Source organism: Thalassotalea sediminis, assembly GCF_030295915.1.
Lineage (GTDB): Bacteria > Pseudomonadota > Gammaproteobacteria > Enterobacterales > Alteromonadaceae > Thalassotalea_C > Thalassotalea_C sediminis.
Genome location: NZ_AP027361.1, coordinates 2293500 through 2309816, shown reverse-complemented (window position 1 = coordinate 2309816; position 16317 = coordinate 2293500). Strand labels below are relative to the sequence as shown.

Annotated in this window: 12 protein-coding genes; 7 read left to right on the top strand and 5 right to left on the bottom strand. The window is 38.7% G+C overall.

From position 1 onward, the window contains the following. The first annotated feature begins 26 nt into the window (after positions 1 to 26). Positions 27 to 1544: a sigma 54-interacting transcriptional regulator gene (locus QUE09_RS10610; protein WP_286232734.1), complete on the top strand. Its 1518-nt coding sequence runs from the start codon at positions 27 to 29 to the stop codon at positions 1542 to 1544. 40 nt (positions 1545 to 1584) lie between these two features. On the opposite strand, the gene QUE09_RS10605 is transcribed toward QUE09_RS10610, so the two are convergent. From QUE09_RS10605 to QUE09_RS10590, 4 genes are all read right to left on the bottom strand, one after another. Beyond that, positions 1585 to 2382 carry a response regulator gene (locus tag QUE09_RS10605; protein ID WP_286232733.1) on the bottom strand — a complete coding sequence of 266 codons (798 nt, stop codon included), beginning with the start codon at positions 2380 to 2382 and terminating at the stop codon, positions 1585 to 1587. Positions 2383 to 2400: 18 nt separating this feature from the next. Beyond that, positions 2401 to 2760, bottom strand: coding sequence for an SUI1 family translation initiation factor (locus QUE09_RS10600; protein WP_286232732.1), 360 nt, complete (start codon positions 2758 to 2760; stop codon positions 2401 to 2403). 69 nt (positions 2761 to 2829) lie between these two features. Continuing rightward, entirely contained in the window at positions 2830 to 3756 is a 927-nt protein-coding gene (locus QUE09_RS10595) for an electron transfer flavoprotein subunit alpha/FixB family protein (RefSeq protein ID WP_286232731.1), read from the bottom strand. Continuing rightward, positions 3753 to 4505, bottom strand: a complete 753-nt coding sequence (locus QUE09_RS10590; RefSeq protein ID WP_286232730.1) for an electron transfer flavoprotein subunit beta/FixA family protein — start codon at positions 4503 to 4505, stop codon at positions 3753 to 3755. Before QUE09_RS10590 ends, QUE09_RS10595 begins: the two co-directional genes overlap by 4 nt. Positions 4506 to 4784: 279 nt before the next feature. Here QUE09_RS10590 and QUE09_RS10585 point away from each other — a divergent pair, with 279 nt between their 5' ends. Together QUE09_RS10585 and yegD are read left to right on the top strand one after the other, a co-directional pair. Next, the gene (locus tag QUE09_RS10585; protein ID WP_286232729.1) at positions 4785 to 6434 is read left to right on the top strand and encodes an electron transfer flavoprotein-ubiquinone oxidoreductase; all 1650 of its coding nucleotides are present in this window, start codon (positions 4785 to 4787) and stop codon (positions 6432 to 6434) included. A 511-nt stretch (positions 6435 to 6945) separates the two neighbouring features. Beyond that, a complete protein-coding gene (gene yegD / locus QUE09_RS10580) occupies positions 6946 to 8304 on the top strand; it encodes a molecular chaperone (protein WP_286232728.1) in 1359 nt (452 codons plus the stop codon). Positions 8305 to 8356: 52 nt separating this feature from the next. Here yegD and QUE09_RS10575 read toward each other — a convergent pair whose 3' ends face one another. Further along, complete coding sequence (locus tag QUE09_RS10575) at positions 8357 to 9370, bottom strand: metalloprotease (protein WP_286232727.1); 1014 nt, start codon at positions 9368 to 9370, stop codon at positions 8357 to 8359. 402 nt (positions 9371 to 9772) lie between these two features. Between QUE09_RS10575 and pnp the strand changes: the two genes are divergently transcribed. From pnp to QUE09_RS10555, 4 genes are all read left to right on the top strand, one after another. Beyond that, complete coding sequence (gene pnp, locus QUE09_RS10570; protein WP_286232726.1) at positions 9773 to 11902, top strand: polyribonucleotide nucleotidyltransferase; 2130 nt, start codon at positions 9773 to 9775, stop codon at positions 11900 to 11902. A gap of 83 nt (positions 11903 to 11985) precedes the next feature. Further along, positions 11986 to 12921, top strand: coding sequence for a lipoprotein NlpI (gene nlpI, locus QUE09_RS10565; RefSeq protein ID WP_286232725.1), 936 nt, complete (start codon positions 11986 to 11988; stop codon positions 12919 to 12921). An 8-nt stretch (positions 12922 to 12929) separates the two neighbouring features. Then, positions 12930 to 14297, top strand: coding sequence for a tetratricopeptide repeat protein (locus QUE09_RS10560; protein ID WP_286232724.1), 1368 nt, complete (start codon positions 12930 to 12932; stop codon positions 14295 to 14297). A 368-nt stretch (positions 14298 to 14665) separates the two neighbouring features. Further along, the gene (locus tag QUE09_RS10555; protein ID WP_286232723.1) at positions 14666 to 16315 is read left to right on the top strand and encodes a SufS family cysteine desulfurase; all 1650 of its coding nucleotides are present in this window, start codon (positions 14666 to 14668) and stop codon (positions 16313 to 16315) included. Positions 16316 to 16317 lie beyond the last annotated feature (2 nt).

Here is a 16317-nt window from a genome sequence, read left to right as displayed (position 1 = left end):
GTATTACTTAGTAATTAAATTATTACATGAAAATTTGTATTGAATCTGCGGATAGAGTAGGTATTAGTCAAGAAATTTTAGCAACGTTTGCATCACATGACTGGAACGTTAAAAGTATTGAGGTTCAAAGCCAAAATACCTTTGTGCATATTGATGCCAGTGAGGCGAATCTAGATAGAGTAGAGCAATTATTAATGCCAATTAATGGTATTAATAATTGCGTCGTGATTAATGAAATGCCCTCAGAAACTCGAGAAAAACATGTGCAGGCATTATTGGCGAAAATCTCAGATCCTATTATAGATATTAGTGATTCAGGGATGATTTTAGCGTGTAATCAAGCGGCTAAAGGTATTGCGAAAAAGCATCAAGTTGATTTAGTACATAGTAATATCGCTGATTTTATTGATACGTCGTTAGCCGTTTTGTTGCAATCTCATGAGTTTAGTATGACGGTCTCTTTTTTAGGTGAACCGTTTATTGCCGATATAAACCCTGTATTGAGTGCTGATAATGTAACTGGTGCGGTGATCTATTTAAAGTCAGTTGAAAAGGTGGGGCGTCAGTTATCTTTGGTGCAAGCCTCTAAAGATAACGCGTTGCAAGCGATGATAGGTGAATCTGAACAAATTCGTTTGGTTAAATCGCAGATTGTTCGCTTTGCTCGATTAGAGTTACCTGTATTAGTAGTTGGTAAAACGGGCACTGGTAAAGAGTTGGTTGCGCAAGCGTTGCACCAACTTGGGCCTCGAAAAGATAAACCGTTTTTAACCATTAATTGTGCGGCAATCCCTGAACAGTTACTTGAAAGTGAGCTTTTTGGCTATACCGCAGGTGCTTTTACTGGCGCAAGTAAAGGAGGCAAGCCAGGACTTTTTGAACTTGCCAATGGCGGTACACTTTTTCTTGATGAAATAGCTGAAATGTCGTCATATTTGCAAGCTAAGCTGCTGCGATTTTTACAAGACTTTCGTTATCGTAAAGTAGGTGGCACCAAAGAATATAAAGCAGATGTAAAGATTATTAGTGCAAGTCACCAAGACTTTGAAGAATTGATAGCGCAGGGGCAATTTCGCGAAGACTTATTTTATCGCCTTAATGTACTAAAAATAGAACTACCGTCACTAGCGCAAAGAAAGACAGATATTGATTTACTCGTTAATTACTTTTTACAACTTGCCTCACAACAAGTAAACCAAGTGAACGTAGATATTGTACCTGCTGGGCGTGAGCAACTACGCTGTTTTCCTTGGCCTGGCAATATCAGACAGTTGGAAAATACTATTTTTAGGCTTGTTGCTCTTTCTGACGGAGAAGATATAGATGTTTCGCATATTCAACAGGTACTCTTTGGTAAACAAGATTTAGCCGTGCATGGTGAATTGTTACATGTACAAGATTGGGCAACAGCCCAAGCTGAATTTGAAAAGAATTTGCTAAAAGAATTATATCCACATTATCCAACAACAAGGAAGTTAGCCACGCGGTTAAATGTATCCCACAATAAAATAGCAATGAAGTTAAGGGCTTATAAGCTAGTATAAGCCCTTAACGGGATAAATAAATTACTAACGCTTACGCGTTTTAATGATCTAATAGAGTGTATAGTATTTGTTTTACCGTCTCAGGTTCAAAAGGCTTGTCACAAAGGGCATTTACACCATCTTGTTCAATATTCGCTAAATGTGTGTCTTTACTTTCACTGGTGACCATTAAAATAGGGATATGTGATTGCTGACTTTGCTCACGAACATACTTTGTTAGTTGGCGACCATCAATTTCGGGCATATTAAAGTCAGTAACAACAAGATCGTACATATTTTCATTTAGCATTGAAATAGCTTCGCTACCATCTTTAGCTTCAGAAACTTTAAGCAAACCAAGGTTATTGAGTACGCGTCTAATATGATTTCTTGCAAGCTTGCTATCGTCAACGAGCAACACACGTATTTCGTGAACGTCGAAATAATCGAGTTCCATTTCTTCTGCAGACATGAGATCAATGGTGTTATTGATGGCTGCGTGTAAGTGATCACTGGTGAATGGTTTTGGTAAAATAGCAACCACACCGGACTGTTTAAATTCTTCAAGGCTTTCGCGTCTGTATTCACTAGATACGAGCATAAAAGCGGTTTCATTATTTCGCTCTGACGATTTTACGTGCTTTAACAAGTCAAGCGCTGTTCCTTGATCAAAATACATTGCACTTGCAATGAGATCGAATTGGTGGCGCTCGATCTGCTGTAGTGCGTCACTAAACGTCTTTGCCAATGTAATTTCTGTGATGTCATGCTGTTTTAAATGATTAATGATGATCTTACTTTGTGTATCTGAAGGTTCGATCAGCAATATCGATAATTCACTTGGTTGTATGCTTGTCATTATTTCCCTCTAACGCTCTTAACCGCCTGTAAATTTGACCTTAAAACCTGCTTTTTCAAGTTCGGTTTTGATTACATCTCTTTTGTCGCCTTGAATTTCAATTGTTTCATCGACAACGCTACCACCTGTACCTGCTTTCTTTTTTAGCGTACTGGCTAAATTTTTCAGCGCTTTTTGATCAAGCCCAAGACCTGAAATAACAATTACGCCTTTACCTTTACGGCCTTTTGTTTCACGTCTAACTTTTGCTGTACCATCGGATGGTGTGATTTGTTCAACCTTTTCAGGGGATATTTTACCTTTGTCAGTTGAATAAACGAGTTGGGATAACTGATCTTGCCAAGACATATGATAAGCTCTAACAGTTGTTTTCGGCATTATATCTCTAAGCATAAAAAAAACCAGCGTTTAAGCTGGTTTTCGTAATCAATTAATTATATTTAATTGTTATAGTTTGCTTTCAAGTTCAGGCAGGATGTCAAATAAATCAGCAACAATTCCGTAATCTGCAACTTGGAAAATAGGTGCTTCAGCATCTTTGTTGATGGCAACAATAATCTTGGAGTCTTTCATACCTGCTAAATGCTGAATAGCACCAGAAATACCAACCGCAATGTATAAGTCAGGCGCAACAATTTTACCCGTTTGACCGACTTGCATATCATTAGGTACAAAACCAGCATCAACAGCTGCACGTGATGCACCAATTGCCGCACCAAGCTTATCTGCGATACCTTCTAACAATTTAAAGTTATCGCCATTTTGCATACCACGACCACCAGAAATAACAACATTAGCTGCACCTAAGTCAGGACGCTCTGATTCGGTAAATTCATCACTTACGTGTGAGGACGTACCCGCATCTGTAGCTTGTGAAAGGTTCACAACTTCCGCATTACCATCTGTGGTAGTAGCATCAAATGCTGTTGCGCGAACGGTAATTACTTTTTTGCTGTCTAAACTTTGTACGGTAGCAATTGCATTACCCGCATAAATCGGACGAACAAAGGTATCTGCTGATTCTACGCCAATAATATCTGAAATCTGTGCAACATCTAATAATGCTGCAACGCGTGGCATAAAGTTTTTACCTGTTGTAAGCGCTGTCGCCATGATGACGTCATAATCACCAGAAAGCTCTGTCACTAATAAACTAACATTTTCTGCTAATTGATTTTCGTAAGCTGCATTGTCGGCAACTAGTACTTTTGTTACACCATTCACTTTTGCAGCTTGTTCTGCAACCGCTGAACAATTGTGGCCAGCAACTAATAAGTGAATGTCTCCACCAATGGCTTTTGCTGCAGTAACGGTTTTAAGTGTATCAGCTTTTAATTCGTTATTATCGTGTTCTACATATATTAAAATGCTCATGAGATCACCTTAGCTTCGTTCTTTAATTTATCTACTAACTCGTCAACTGTTTCTACAACAATACCTGCTTGACGTTCTGCAGGTGGTGTTACTTTTAATAGTGTTGTACGAGGTGCTAGATCTAAGCCAAATTCAGAGGCTTCTTTTACATCTAATGGCTTACGCTTAGCTTTCATAATGTTGGGTAATGAAGCATAACGTGGCTCATTTAAACGTAAGTCAGTTGTTACAATAGCAGGTAAGGTTAATGCGACGGTTTGCAGGCCACCGTCAACTTCACGAGTAACGTTAACTTTATCGCCATCTACTTTCACTTCAGAGGCAAACGTACCTTGTGGCAGGCCAGTTAATGCCGCAAGCATTTGTCCTGTTTGGTTGTTGTCTGAGTCAATAGATTGTTTACCTAGAATAACTAATTGCGGTTGTTCTTCTTCAACAACTTTTTGTAAAAGTTTAGCAACATGCAATGAATCAAGTTTTTGATCTGTGTCTATTTGAATAGCACGGTCTGCACCTAATGCGAGCGCAGTTCGTAACTGTTCCTGACAAGATTTATCACCAATTGAAATGGCGATTACCTCGGTGGCCGTGCCTGCTTCTTTTAGTCTTACTGCTTCTTCAACAGCGATTTCACAGAAAGGGTTGATCGCCATTTTTACGTTAGCGAGATCGACATCAGAGCTGTCAGCTTTTACACGTACTTTAACGTTGTAATCGATGACACGTTTTATCGGAACTAGTACTTTCATCGTTGCCTCTAATTGTGCTTGTTGTAATTTAGTGTCTAGTTTTAATAGAAAAGAACTAGACTAGTATTAACTTGTAATTGTTCAAAGGCTACTTTAGGGTTACGTGAACGTCAACGTAAATTTAGTGCAATTGAACGTTTTTTGTTTTATGCCAATAAACAGTCTTTTACAGCATAGTATTTACTGGCGAAAATTCTATAGGTATGATGTTATCAAACAGGTGTTTGAAAATCAAACGAGTGTTTGAATTTCAGTGTGGTTATCATTTCGGGGGGAATTATGGAACGCGAATCAATGGAATTTGATGTAGTAATTGTGGGGGCGGGGCCTTCAGGATTAGCTACAGCATGCAAACTAATGCAGTTAGCGCAAGAAAAAGAACAAGAGCTCATGGTTTGTGTTGTAGAAAAGGGCTCAGAAGTTGGCGCTCATATACTTTCTGGCGCAGTGTTTGAAACAAGAGCGTTAGACGAACTATTTCCTGATTGGCAAGAAAAAGATGCGCCACTAAAAACAAAAGTAACTGGAGATGATATTTATTTACTAAATGGTGAAGAAAGCGCAATAAAGCTACCGGGATTCGGCGTACCTAAAACCATGCATAACGACGGCAATTATATTGCGAGTATGGGTAACATGTGCCGTTGGTTGGCTGAGCAGGCAGAAAGTTTAGGTGTAGAAATATTCCCAGGTTTTCCTGCACAAGAAGTTATCTATAACGACGATGGTAGCGTTGCAGGAATATTAACTGGCGATATGGGGCTTGATACAGAAGGCAACCCTAAAGATTCTTATGTTCCAGGTATGGAACTACGTGCCAAATATACTGTTTTTGCTGAAGGTTGCCGAGGGCATCTTGGCAAAGAACTTATTGCTAAATTTGCACTTGATGCTGGAAAGTCGCCGCAGCATTATGGCATTGGTTTTAAAGAAATTTGGGATATTGAACCGGAAAAGCATCAGGAAGGCTTAGTGGTGCATACTGCAGGTTGGCCATTAGATAAAGATACCGGTGGCGGTGGCTATCTTTACCATGCTGAAAATAATCAAGTGTTTGTTGGTATGATTATCGATCTAAACTATAGCAATCCGCACCTAAGTCCTTTTGATGAATTTCAACGTTATAAGCATCATCCGAAAATTGCACAGTATTTAAAAGGTGGTAAGCGTGTTTCTTATGGTGCAAGAGCACTGGCAAAAGGTGGTTTTAATTCATTACCTAAAATGACAATGCCGGGTGCTTTGTTGGTAGGGTGTGACGCAGGAACGATTAACTTTGCGAAAATTAAAGGTAATCATACTGCGATGAAGTCTGGCATGTTAGCAGCAGATGCGATATTTGAAGCATTAGCGTCTGGCGATGAAGGTGGCAGAGATTTAACGAGTTTTACGACTAAATTTGAACAGTCATGGCTATATGAAGAGTTGTACAACACGCGTAATTTTGGTCCTGCCATGCACAAATTTGGCACCTTTTGGGGCGGAGCATTTAACACGATTGATCAAAATATTTTTGGCGGTAAATTACCTGTTAACTTTAAGGATGAATCTTTCGACCATGCGCAACTAAAACCTGCAGCAGAGTGTGCGGTAATTCAGTACCCTAAGCCAGATAATGTCTTGAGTTTTGATAAATTGTCTTCTGTATTTTTATCAAATACAAATCACGAAGAAGAACAACCTTGCCACTTGAAGTTGGCGGATAACAGTATTCCTATTTCAGTAAATTTACCTAAATTTGCTGAGCCTGCACAGCGATACTGCCCAGCAGGTGTGTATGAAGTGGAAAATACCGAAGAAGGTGATAAGTTTGTAATTAATGCTCAAAACTGTATTCACTGTAAAACCTGTGATATCAAAGATCCAAGCCAAAATATTACGTGGGTGACACCTGAAGGGACAGGTGGACCTAACTACCCTAATATGTAATTGTTGAGTAAAGCCGGCATTTAAGCCGGCTTTTTTATGGTTAATTCAAAACCACTTCCTATGGAGGTGGTGAACGTTCTGCTGGGGCTTCGCCCGTAAAGCTTATTTTTAAAAGTATCAATTGAATGGTTTCCAAGTCGCATATTAATGCAAAATAGCAGTGATAGATCTTTTCGTTATTTAGCGATAGGTATGATGTATGCCGACTCCCTTTGAAGCGATAATAGGGCACTGAGGGAGTTATCAATGGGAAACAATCGATGAAAGCATTTTACGATGAAACTCAGTAAAAGCTGAAAGAAGTAAGCTTTCACAGAGGGAGCTTTGTTAAAGCCTCCTGTTACGCATGTGGATTATTTATCTTCCATTATTATTTCTTGTACTCAGTTAGATAACCACTTCATTTAAAGGTGCTATTTTGATGACATTTGACTTAGTTATTTGGTTTTTACTTGCACTCTTGATTTATCAACCTTAAGCTACGCGGCTTTTTATCACGTAGGGGGAAGCAATGATCGGTTTCGATTATGGTACATCTAATTGTGCGGTTGGTGTAATGGAAAATAATTGTCCTAAAATGGTCAATCTACCCGCACACGGCAATTTAATGCCTTCTACACTTTATGCTCCTGATAGAGACATTATTGTCAGTTGGTTGTTTTCGCAGCTATCATCAGCAGAACAGGAGCTATTCAAAAAACGTCGTATGCAGCCATTACAAAAAGGACAAGCAGTTCTTAGAGAACTCTCTTTAGATGGCATATCCAGTGAGTTGTCTTTTGGAGACAACGCTTTGGCAAATTATTTAGCCGAACCAGATGAAGGCTATTATATTAAATCACCAAAATCATTTTTGGGCGCAAGTGGTTTAAAGCAGCCGCAGGTTGATTTATTCGAAGATATTGTTGCGGCCATGATGGCTCATGTAAAACAGCAAACGGAAGCGTCACTTAAGCAAAACATTCATCAGGCCGTGATAGGTAGACCAATAAACTTTCAAGGTTTAAAGGGTGAAGAAAGTAATCAACAAGCGATAGATATTTTAACGAATGCGGCTAAACGTGTTGGTTTTTCCGATGTTGAATTTCAGTTTGAACCTGTTGCTGCAGGCTTTGAATATGAAGCATCACTACATGCTGAAAAGCGTGTTTTAGTTGTCGATATTGGTGGCGGAACGACTGATTGTTCAATGATTTTAATGGGGCCTCAATATGTAGATAGTGTAGATCGTAGTGCTCAATTATTAGCGCATGCCGGTGAACGTGTTGGCGGTAACGACTTTGATATTCAGTTAGCTTTTCGTGGGTTAATGCCAAACTTAGGGGCTACTAGTCAGTTAAAAACGGGTAAACCTATGCCCACAAACAGTTATTGGCAGGCTGTAGCAATTAATAATATTAATGAGCAAACGGCATTTTATAGTGCGGCTAATGGTCGATTTTTGCAATCTTTACAGCGTGACGCGGAGCAACCTGAGTTAGTTAGTCGCTTATATAAATTATATCGAGAAAGGTTAAGCTATCAGCTAGTTAATAGTGCAGAAAGAGCGAAAATATCATTATCTAATTCAGATAAGCATTCGGTTGATTTAACTTTTCTAGATCAGACATTAATGCAGTCTGTTGATAGAGCGCTTTTTCAACAGGCATGTAACAAAGAATTACAGGTTATTAGCCGATTAATGCGAGATACCATGGTACAAGCGAACTGCAGCCCTGATGTCATATTTGTTACGGGCGGAACGGCTAAATCACCGGTGATCAGTGAATTTATTAAACAACAGTTTACAGATGCTGAGCTAGTGATTGGTGATCACTTCGGCAGTGTAACAGCTGGTTTAACACGCTGGGCAAGTAAGATATTTCGTTAAGACGTACTGTTAAGAGTAAGAAAGCCCGTCAATGACAGGCTTTCTTACTCGCTTAGCTTGAAAGAATCTTCATTGGTAAATTGAGAATAACGTTATCTGCATCTGCAAAGTGCATCATAACCATAACGTGACCTGTAACGACGATTGCATACATAACGGCAGAGAATACTTGTCCGTATCGGTCTAATGGTATTAGATGTGATTGATGTCTGTTTTTCCATTCAAAAATAATTTCTAGACTACCGATAAAAATAAAAAAGACTAACAACATAAGGCCGAAGGCATAACTTACCCAAAGACCTAAAGCTACACCTGCCATACAGGCTAATAAACCGATCCAAGAACGCATAGAAAAGCTTATGCTTTTCAGCACGTGTCCACCGTCTAGCGGTAAAATGGGCAGTAAATTAAAAAGATTCAATAGCGCACTTAATACCGCGACACCAGCAAATATCTCCATATCGGTAAGGTAGTAAAGTACCACACCAAGAAATGTGGTAATAAGGCCAAACGCCGGACCCATTAATGAAATGACAACATCTTGCCAGCGTGTAGTTATTTTATCATCACTTACTGCTAATCCTCCGACAAAAGGGATTAAATATATCCCTTTGGTTTTGATGCCGAAGTATTTCATTGCACGTACATGGCCATATTCATGCACCACTAAACAAGCGATCAACATCATGGCAAATTCAAAGGTAAATAGCCATGCATAACCGGCCACAGAAGCACCAGCAAGCGCTGCTTTTACAACTTTAGCACTTTTAAATACTTTAATCCCCAAAGCTGCTAACCCTAACCAACCTGTTTTCTTTTCTTCAGGCAGTGACGGTATTTCAATGTATTCAAAAGGAGAATCATTAGTAGCAATACCTATTTGTGATGCTTGCAAATGTGCAGTATCGAATTGGATGTGCTGTTCGTTAATTTGGCAGGCTTGAATATCTGTACTTAGCGCGGTTAAACCAAGTGCTTGTTGGTCGCAGTAGACCTGGATAATCTCAGAGTCGTTTACAAAAACGGTAAAGTGTAAGCCGTTAAACTTAAATGCGAGTTTTTTCATGCTACTTTTTTGTGCTATACGCTGGAATCAAAGAAGGGCAAGTATAAAAAGATGACGATGATAATTATAGTTAAATTGTTAAAAAAAGAATAAACCTTAAGTAGTCATAATGAATGAAGCTTTATTTATCATTAGGGTTAAAACACAGATGTTGGGTGGATTATATTATAAAGAGTGCAATATCTACGCAATGTCTTCTTTTTTACACAAGAAATTCGTTAATTGACCTAGCAAAACTTGACTTACTCAGTATAATGTCCCGTGCTGAAATAAGTCAGCAAAGTTAAAGTTCCAAACTGTATAATTATTTGTTTATTCGTGTTTGTGTATATCGCGTAGAAGTGAATAAATAATTGTACAGATTGGATAGTAAGAATATTTTGAATAAAAGGTAAAAAATTAATGTTCAATCCAGTAACTAAATCTTTCCAATTTGGCGAACACACAGTCACATTGGAAACAGGTGCTATTGCACGTCAAGCAACTGCTGCTGTTATGGCTAGCATGGACGATACATCAGTATTAGTCTCTGTTGTTGCTAAAAAAGAAGCGGTAGAAGGTCAAGACTTCTTCCCATTAACAGTTAACTACCAAGAGCGTACATACGCTGCTGGTAAAATCCCAGGTGGTTTTTTCAAACGTGAAGGTCGTCCTTCTGAAGAAGAAACATTAATTGCGCGATTAATTGATCGCCCAATTCGCCCGTTGTTTCCAGAAGGCTTCACTAATGAAGTACAGGTTATTATTACAGTCGTTTCTGCAAACCCAGAAATTTCGCCTGATATTATTTCTTTATTAGGTACATCTGCTGCATTAGCTATTTCAGGTACTCCTTTTAATGGTCCTGTAGGTGCGGCTCGTGTTGGCTATTCTGAAGGTAAATATTTACTTAACCCTTCTCAAACTGAGCTTGAAACGTCTCAACTTGATCTTGTTGTTTCAGGTACTGAATCAGCGGTACTAATGGTTGAATCAGAAGCTGACGTATTATCAGAAGAAGTAATGTTAGGCGCAGTTGTTTATGGTCATGAGCAAATGCAAACGGCTATTACAGCGATTAACGAATTTGCTGCTGAAGTAGGCACACCTTCATGGGATTGGAAAGCTCCAGAGAAAAACGTTGATTTAGCAACAAAGATTGCTGAATTAGCGGCTGAGCAAGTAAACGAAGCTTATCAAATCACTGAGAAAGCAGCACGTTACGAAAAAGTCGCTGAAATCCGTAATGCGGTAATTGCACAGTTAGAAGAAGCTGATGCTGAACTCAATGTTCAAGAAGCAAAAGATTTATTTCACGATTTAGAGAAAAATGTTGTACGTGGTCGTATTACTCAAGGCTCGCCGCGTATTGATGGTCGTGACCCAGAAATGATTCGTGCATTAGATGTAATGACAGGTGTACTACCTAGAACTCATGGTTCAGCGGTATTTACGCGTGGCGAAACGCAAGCATTAGTTACTGCAACATTAGGTACACAACGTGATGCGCAACGTATTGATACGATTATGGGTGAGAAAACAGACAACTTTATGTTGCACTATAACTTTCCTCCATACTGTGTTGGTGAAACGGGCTTTGTTGGTTCACCGAAACGTCGTGAAATTGGCCATGGTCGTTTAGCTAAACGCGGTATTTTAGCGGTTATGCCTTCTGCTGAAGAATTTCCTTATGCAGTACGTGTAGTGTCTGAAATTACGGAATCAAATGGTTCTTCATCTATGGCTTCTGTTTGTGGTACATCATTAGCATTGATGGATGCAGGTGTACCAATCAAAGCATCTGTAGCTGGTATTGCAATGGGTCTTGTAAAAGAAGGTGACGACTTCGTTGTACTTTCTGACATTTTAGGTGATGAAGATCATCTGGGTGATATGGACTTTAAAGTAGCGGGTACAACTGACGGTATTACTGCTTTACAAATGGATATCAAAATCGAAGGTATCACAAAAGAAATCATGCAAATTGCATTGAACCAAGCAAAAGGTGCACGTACACACATTCTTTCTGTTATGGATCAAGCGATTAATGGTGCTCGTGACGATATCTCTGAATTTGCGCCTCGTATCCACACGATGAAAATTAACGCTGATAAGATTCGTGACGTTATCGGTAAAGGTGGCGCTACTATTCGTCAGCTTACTGAAGAAACGGGTACGACAATCGAAATCGAAGATGATGGTACCGTTAAAATTGCAGCAACTGACGGCGAGCAAGCAAAAGATGCTATTTCACGTATAGAAGCTTTAACAGCTGAAATTGAAGTGGGCTCTGTATACACAGGTAAAGTTGTTCGTATCGTAGATTTTGGTGCATTTGTCAATGTGTTACCAGGTAAAGATGGTTTAGTGCATATTTCACAAATCGCGCATGAGCGTGTAAACGCAGTAACTGATGTGCTATCTGAAGGTCAAGAAGTGACTGTGAAAGTGCTTGAAGTTGACCGTCAAGGCCGTGTTCGTTTAAGCATGAAAGAGTGTATCGAAAAACCAGCACAACCTGAAGAATCATCAGACGATTCATCTGCTGAGTAAGTGATACTCATATAAAGAAAAGGAGCCTTAGGCTCCTTTTTTTGTATAAACAGGGCTGATAACTGCTCGCTTTCAGTAATGGCATGAGTATAATCAAAAGACAAATTAAAAAGGCTGAGTTATTCGTGAAAGTATTATTATCTTCGTCGTTGGTATTAGGGCTAGTGTTTGTTCTACAAGGTTGTGTTACAACAACTTCATCATCAAATAATTATATCGATCAATTAGTGATCGCTGAGCCATTACCGATCAATTATAAAAGTGAAGTTGCTATAGCAAGAATGACTGATGTTATTCACCGTGCTGATATTACCGATGAGCAGCGAGCGCAGCTTTTTTATGATCGCGGTGTTATCTATGACAGTGTAGGATTACGCTCATTAGCGAGGTTAGACTTTAACCGCGCTTTACGTTTAAAACCTGATTTGGTCGAGGCATATAATTTTTTGGGTATCCATTACACCCAATTACAAGAGTTTGAACAAGCATATGAATCTTTCGATGCGACACTTGAATTATCACCTGAACATGAATATGCCTATTTAAATAGAGGTATAGCACTTTATTATGGTGATAGAGCGTCGTTAGCCGTTGATGACTTAAATGAGTTCTACCAACAGAGTATCGATGATCCTTATCGACTTTTATGGCTTTTTATTGGTGAATATAAAGTAGACGCAGTCGAAGCGTTAAAGAATTTGAAAGTTAGAGCTAAGAACATTAGTGATGATGTTTGGGCAAAATCAATTGTCAATCTGTATGCAGGGACTATTTCGCAGAGTCAATTTATCGAATTGGTTACTCAAAATATTCACTCGAATAAGCAGTTTAGCGAACGTTTATGTGAAGCTTACTTCTATTTAGGCAAATTAAATTTACTGCAGGGGCATAAAAGAGCTGCGGCAAACTTTTATAAACTTGCATTAAGTACCAATGTCTATGAGTTTGTTGAACATCGTTATGCAAAATTGGAATTGGATTTACTTAGAAATCAACAAGTTAGTTTACCTGGCTCATAAGTTTAACGATGGTTTGGAAAAACCTAGTCATAGCGATTTTTTTATTTTGCACGGTTACGTGCATTATATTTTTTGATGACATTGCTAATATAGCGTTTCAACGTGATATTGCACCTAAATGGGTGCAGATTTATGGCGAAGAGCGTCAATTAGCAAGTTATTACCATTTTGTCCGTAGGCATTCTGAACTAGGCGATATGGATTGGTTAAAAGCTAGCGTTAAACTTTCTCAACAAAACCCAACAATAGCTGCAGAAATTGCAAACTTCTACGATAAGCAAGGCAGAGAAGAACTATACCTATTTTGGCTTAATAATGCCGCGCAAAATGGTAATGAAAAAGCCTTGGTTGAACTCGTAAATTACTATTGGCAATACCAACAATATGATAAAGCGGAACGACTATTATCGATAATACCTGATAATAAAGCCTTGCTTGAGTTAGCCGTGGCATCAGCACTGATTGAAGGAAATAAAAATAACTATCTGCAACGAATAAATCGGTTATCGAGACATTATCCAAACGCTGAGTTATTAAACGTCGTTAGTCATTTTTCAATTTTCGAGCAACAATTAGTAGCAGCTAAGAGTTGCCCGATAAATATACAACCTATTGCCACGCGTCTAGCTGACTTGTCTTTATTGCTTAAACATATTGAAACTTTGGCATCTTCGCAAATAAGTAACTTTGTTTGTTTTGAAAAACCCTTATATCAACCGATAGAGAGTTTGCATTGTTTTCATCAGGAAAGTGAGCGAATTCAATGCAAGATTAATGTTTGGCAAACTCACTCTTTGACAGATGTTAACTATCTTTTAGTCATGTACCCCAAAGGGGGCGCAAACGTTAATCATGGTATTATTTATATTGATCAAAAAGACACTACCGATGTATTAGTGCATGAATTACTGCATACGTTAGGTTTTGTTGACGAATACCCGTTACCCAGTAATCATCAGCGATGTGCTCAGGAACAGAAAGCGCCATTTGCTCATAATATTGCGGTATTAGAAGATAAAGTTTATTTAGGTGAACGAGAAAGCGTACGCGAGCAAATACTACAACAGCTTCCGTGGCGTGAGCGCATTTTAGCATCTACACCAATACTCAAACCTGAAGGTCAAGGATGGCGTCTGGGCACAGATAAAGAAAAGCAAAATAATATTGGCTTATTTCCTGCGAGAACATGCTTAGGTAAGCGACAAGCTAATCAAGAAAATAACAATAAGATTTTAGCATTTAAGCCGCTAAACGTGCGCACCAAGCTTGAATATTTTGAACTCGATACGCCAGCGCTTTATTGGCAGTTGTTACGAAACAATACACACCAATACCTTATGCCAAGTCATCTAGTTAATAAGCAGATGATGCAGTAATACTTGTTAAGTTATTTTGTTAGTTTTTGCTATAAGACTTGGTCGCGCTAATCGATCTCAGGGGTCTGAGTTGCCTTAATCGTTGCGATTTAAGCACTGGCGTGTGAGCTGTTGGCCAGTTACTTGTTTGTTTATTACTAACAACGTGTGTGAGAGCTTTCGTTGAGGAGATGGAAGAATTATCTTTTGCATTAAACCACGAAAATAATGTCATGATGTACACCAAGCAATTTACCTTATTAAGTTATAGTAAATTTTTGTCTTTTTACATAAGACAAAAAAGTAACTAACAGCGAAATATTATTAAAAATAAGCATTAAGGATGCGTTATACTCTTTGCAAATTTATGATGCTATTTTTATGGTTTAATGACGTCTGAACAAACAACGCAAATACGAAATTTATTTCCTCTTTTAAATCAAAAGGTAAATGGTAACGACTGTATTTACTTTGATAATGCGGCAACAACGCAAAAGCCCATCGCTGTAATTGATGCAATAAAAGCTTATTACCAGACGAGTAATGCCAACGTTCATCGCGCTGCACATACGTTAGCAAGTGCAGCAACTACAGAGTTTGAAAATTCACGTAAGGCTGTGCAAACGTTTATTAATGCTAAGCATGCACATGAAATAATTTGGACCAGTGGCACAACAGAGGCAATCAATCTTGTCGCGCAATCGTGGGGTAGTTCGCAATTAGTTGCTGGCGATGAAGTTATTGTTAGTCATGCGGAACATCACGCCAATATTGTGCCATGGCAACAGCTTGAGCAACAATTAGGTATTCAGGTTAAAGTCATTGAGCTATTAGATACAGGAGTGTTAGATCTTTCATCGTTTGAACGTTTAATAACTGACAGAACGCGATTAGTAGCTGTTAGTCATATTTCCAACGTGATTGGAAAATGTAACCCTATCGAGCACATTATTCAGCGTGCTAAACAAGTTGGCGCTAAAGTGCTTATAGATGCTGCGCAATCCATTGCGCATTATCCACTTGATGTCCAACAGTTAGATTGTGACTTCTTGGTTTTTTCTGCTCATAAAATGTATGGTCCAACTGGAGTAGGTTGTTTATTTGGTAAATCTGAGTTGCTTGAGCTTATGCCGCCGTATAAAACTGGTGGCGAGATGATTAAGAAAGTGAGTTTTAATTCAGGCACTACGTTTAATGTACTACCACATAAATTTGAAACAGGGACGCCAAATATCGCAGGTATAATTAGCTTTAGGGCGGCGATATCATTTATTCAAGCGCAAAAAGAAGCAAGTGGTTATGAAGCGTCTTTAACGGCATATGCCTATCAGCAATTGTTAAGTATTCCTTCGCTTAATATGCTAACAAATGGGCAACCAGATATCGCTATTTTCTCATTTAATATTGCTGGAGAACATCAGCAAGACGTAGCTACTTATTTGGATAGTAAAGGAGTTGCGGTAAGAGTAGGGCACCATTGTGCCATGCCATTAATGGAATACTTAGGTGTTCAAGGGTGTATTCGTATATCTCTTGCACTTTACAATACAAAAGCAGAGGTTGATCACGTCGTAGAGCTACTGCGTAATTTTCTAAACCAAGGTGTGAAAAAAGTAGCGAAAGCTAGTGTGAACCATTCTAAAGAAAAAATCATGACACTTTTTGAAAGTGCGAAATCTTGGGACGCAAAACACCGGCAAATTATGCTTTTAGGTAAAACCTTGCCCACAATGGCCGATGAACTAAAAACAGATGAAACCTTAATTAATGGCTGTGAAAGCGCCGCTTGGATACATATTACTATTGATAGAGAAAGTAAGGTAAATATCGTCGCATTTTCACAAGCAAAGATTATTAAAGGGCTACTTGTTATCGTGTTAGCTGCAGTCAATGGAAAGACTGTTGAAAATGTGTCAACATTTGATTTCCACGAGTATTTTAATGATTTAGGATTACTTCAACATTTAAGCCCATCAAGAGGCAATGGGCTACTTGCTATCGTTGAAAAAATTAAACGCGCTGTTAATAAACCGCTGTAATG

Coding starts and splice junctions, on each gene's coding strand:
- QUE09_RS10575 (WP_286232727.1), bottom strand. CDS start 9,370: ATGAAAAAACTCGCATTTAAGTTTAACGGCTTACACTTTACCGTTTTT.
- QUE09_RS10610 (WP_286232734.1), top strand. CDS start 27: ATGAAAATTTGTATTGAATCTGCGGATAGAGTAGGTATTAGTCAAGAA.
- QUE09_RS10555 (WP_286232723.1), top strand. CDS start 14,666: ATGACGTCTGAACAAACAACGCAAATACGAAATTTATTTCCTCTTTTA.
- QUE09_RS10595 (WP_286232731.1), bottom strand. CDS start 3,756: ATGAGCATTTTAATATATGTAGAACACGATAATAACGAATTAAAAGCT.
- QUE09_RS10600 (WP_286232732.1), bottom strand. CDS start 2,760: ATGCCGAAAACAACTGTTAGAGCTTATCATATGTCTTGGCAAGATCAG.
- QUE09_RS10590 (WP_286232730.1), bottom strand. CDS start 4,505: ATGAAAGTACTAGTTCCGATAAAACGTGTCATCGATTACAACGTTAAA.
- nlpI (WP_286232725.1), top strand. CDS start 11,986: ATGAGTATAATCAAAAGACAAATTAAAAAGGCTGAGTTATTCGTGAAA.
- yegD (WP_286232728.1), top strand. CDS start 6,946: ATGATCGGTTTCGATTATGGTACATCTAATTGTGCGGTTGGTGTAATG.
- QUE09_RS10560 (WP_286232724.1), top strand. CDS start 12,930: ATGGTTTGGAAAAACCTAGTCATAGCGATTTTTTTATTTTGCACGGTT.
- pnp (WP_286232726.1), top strand. CDS start 9,773: ATGTTCAATCCAGTAACTAAATCTTTCCAATTTGGCGAACACACAGTC.
- QUE09_RS10585 (WP_286232729.1), top strand. CDS start 4,785: ATGGAACGCGAATCAATGGAATTTGATGTAGTAATTGTGGGGGCGGGG.
- QUE09_RS10605 (WP_286232733.1), bottom strand. CDS start 2,382: ATGACAAGCATACAACCAAGTGAATTATCGATATTGCTGATCGAACCT.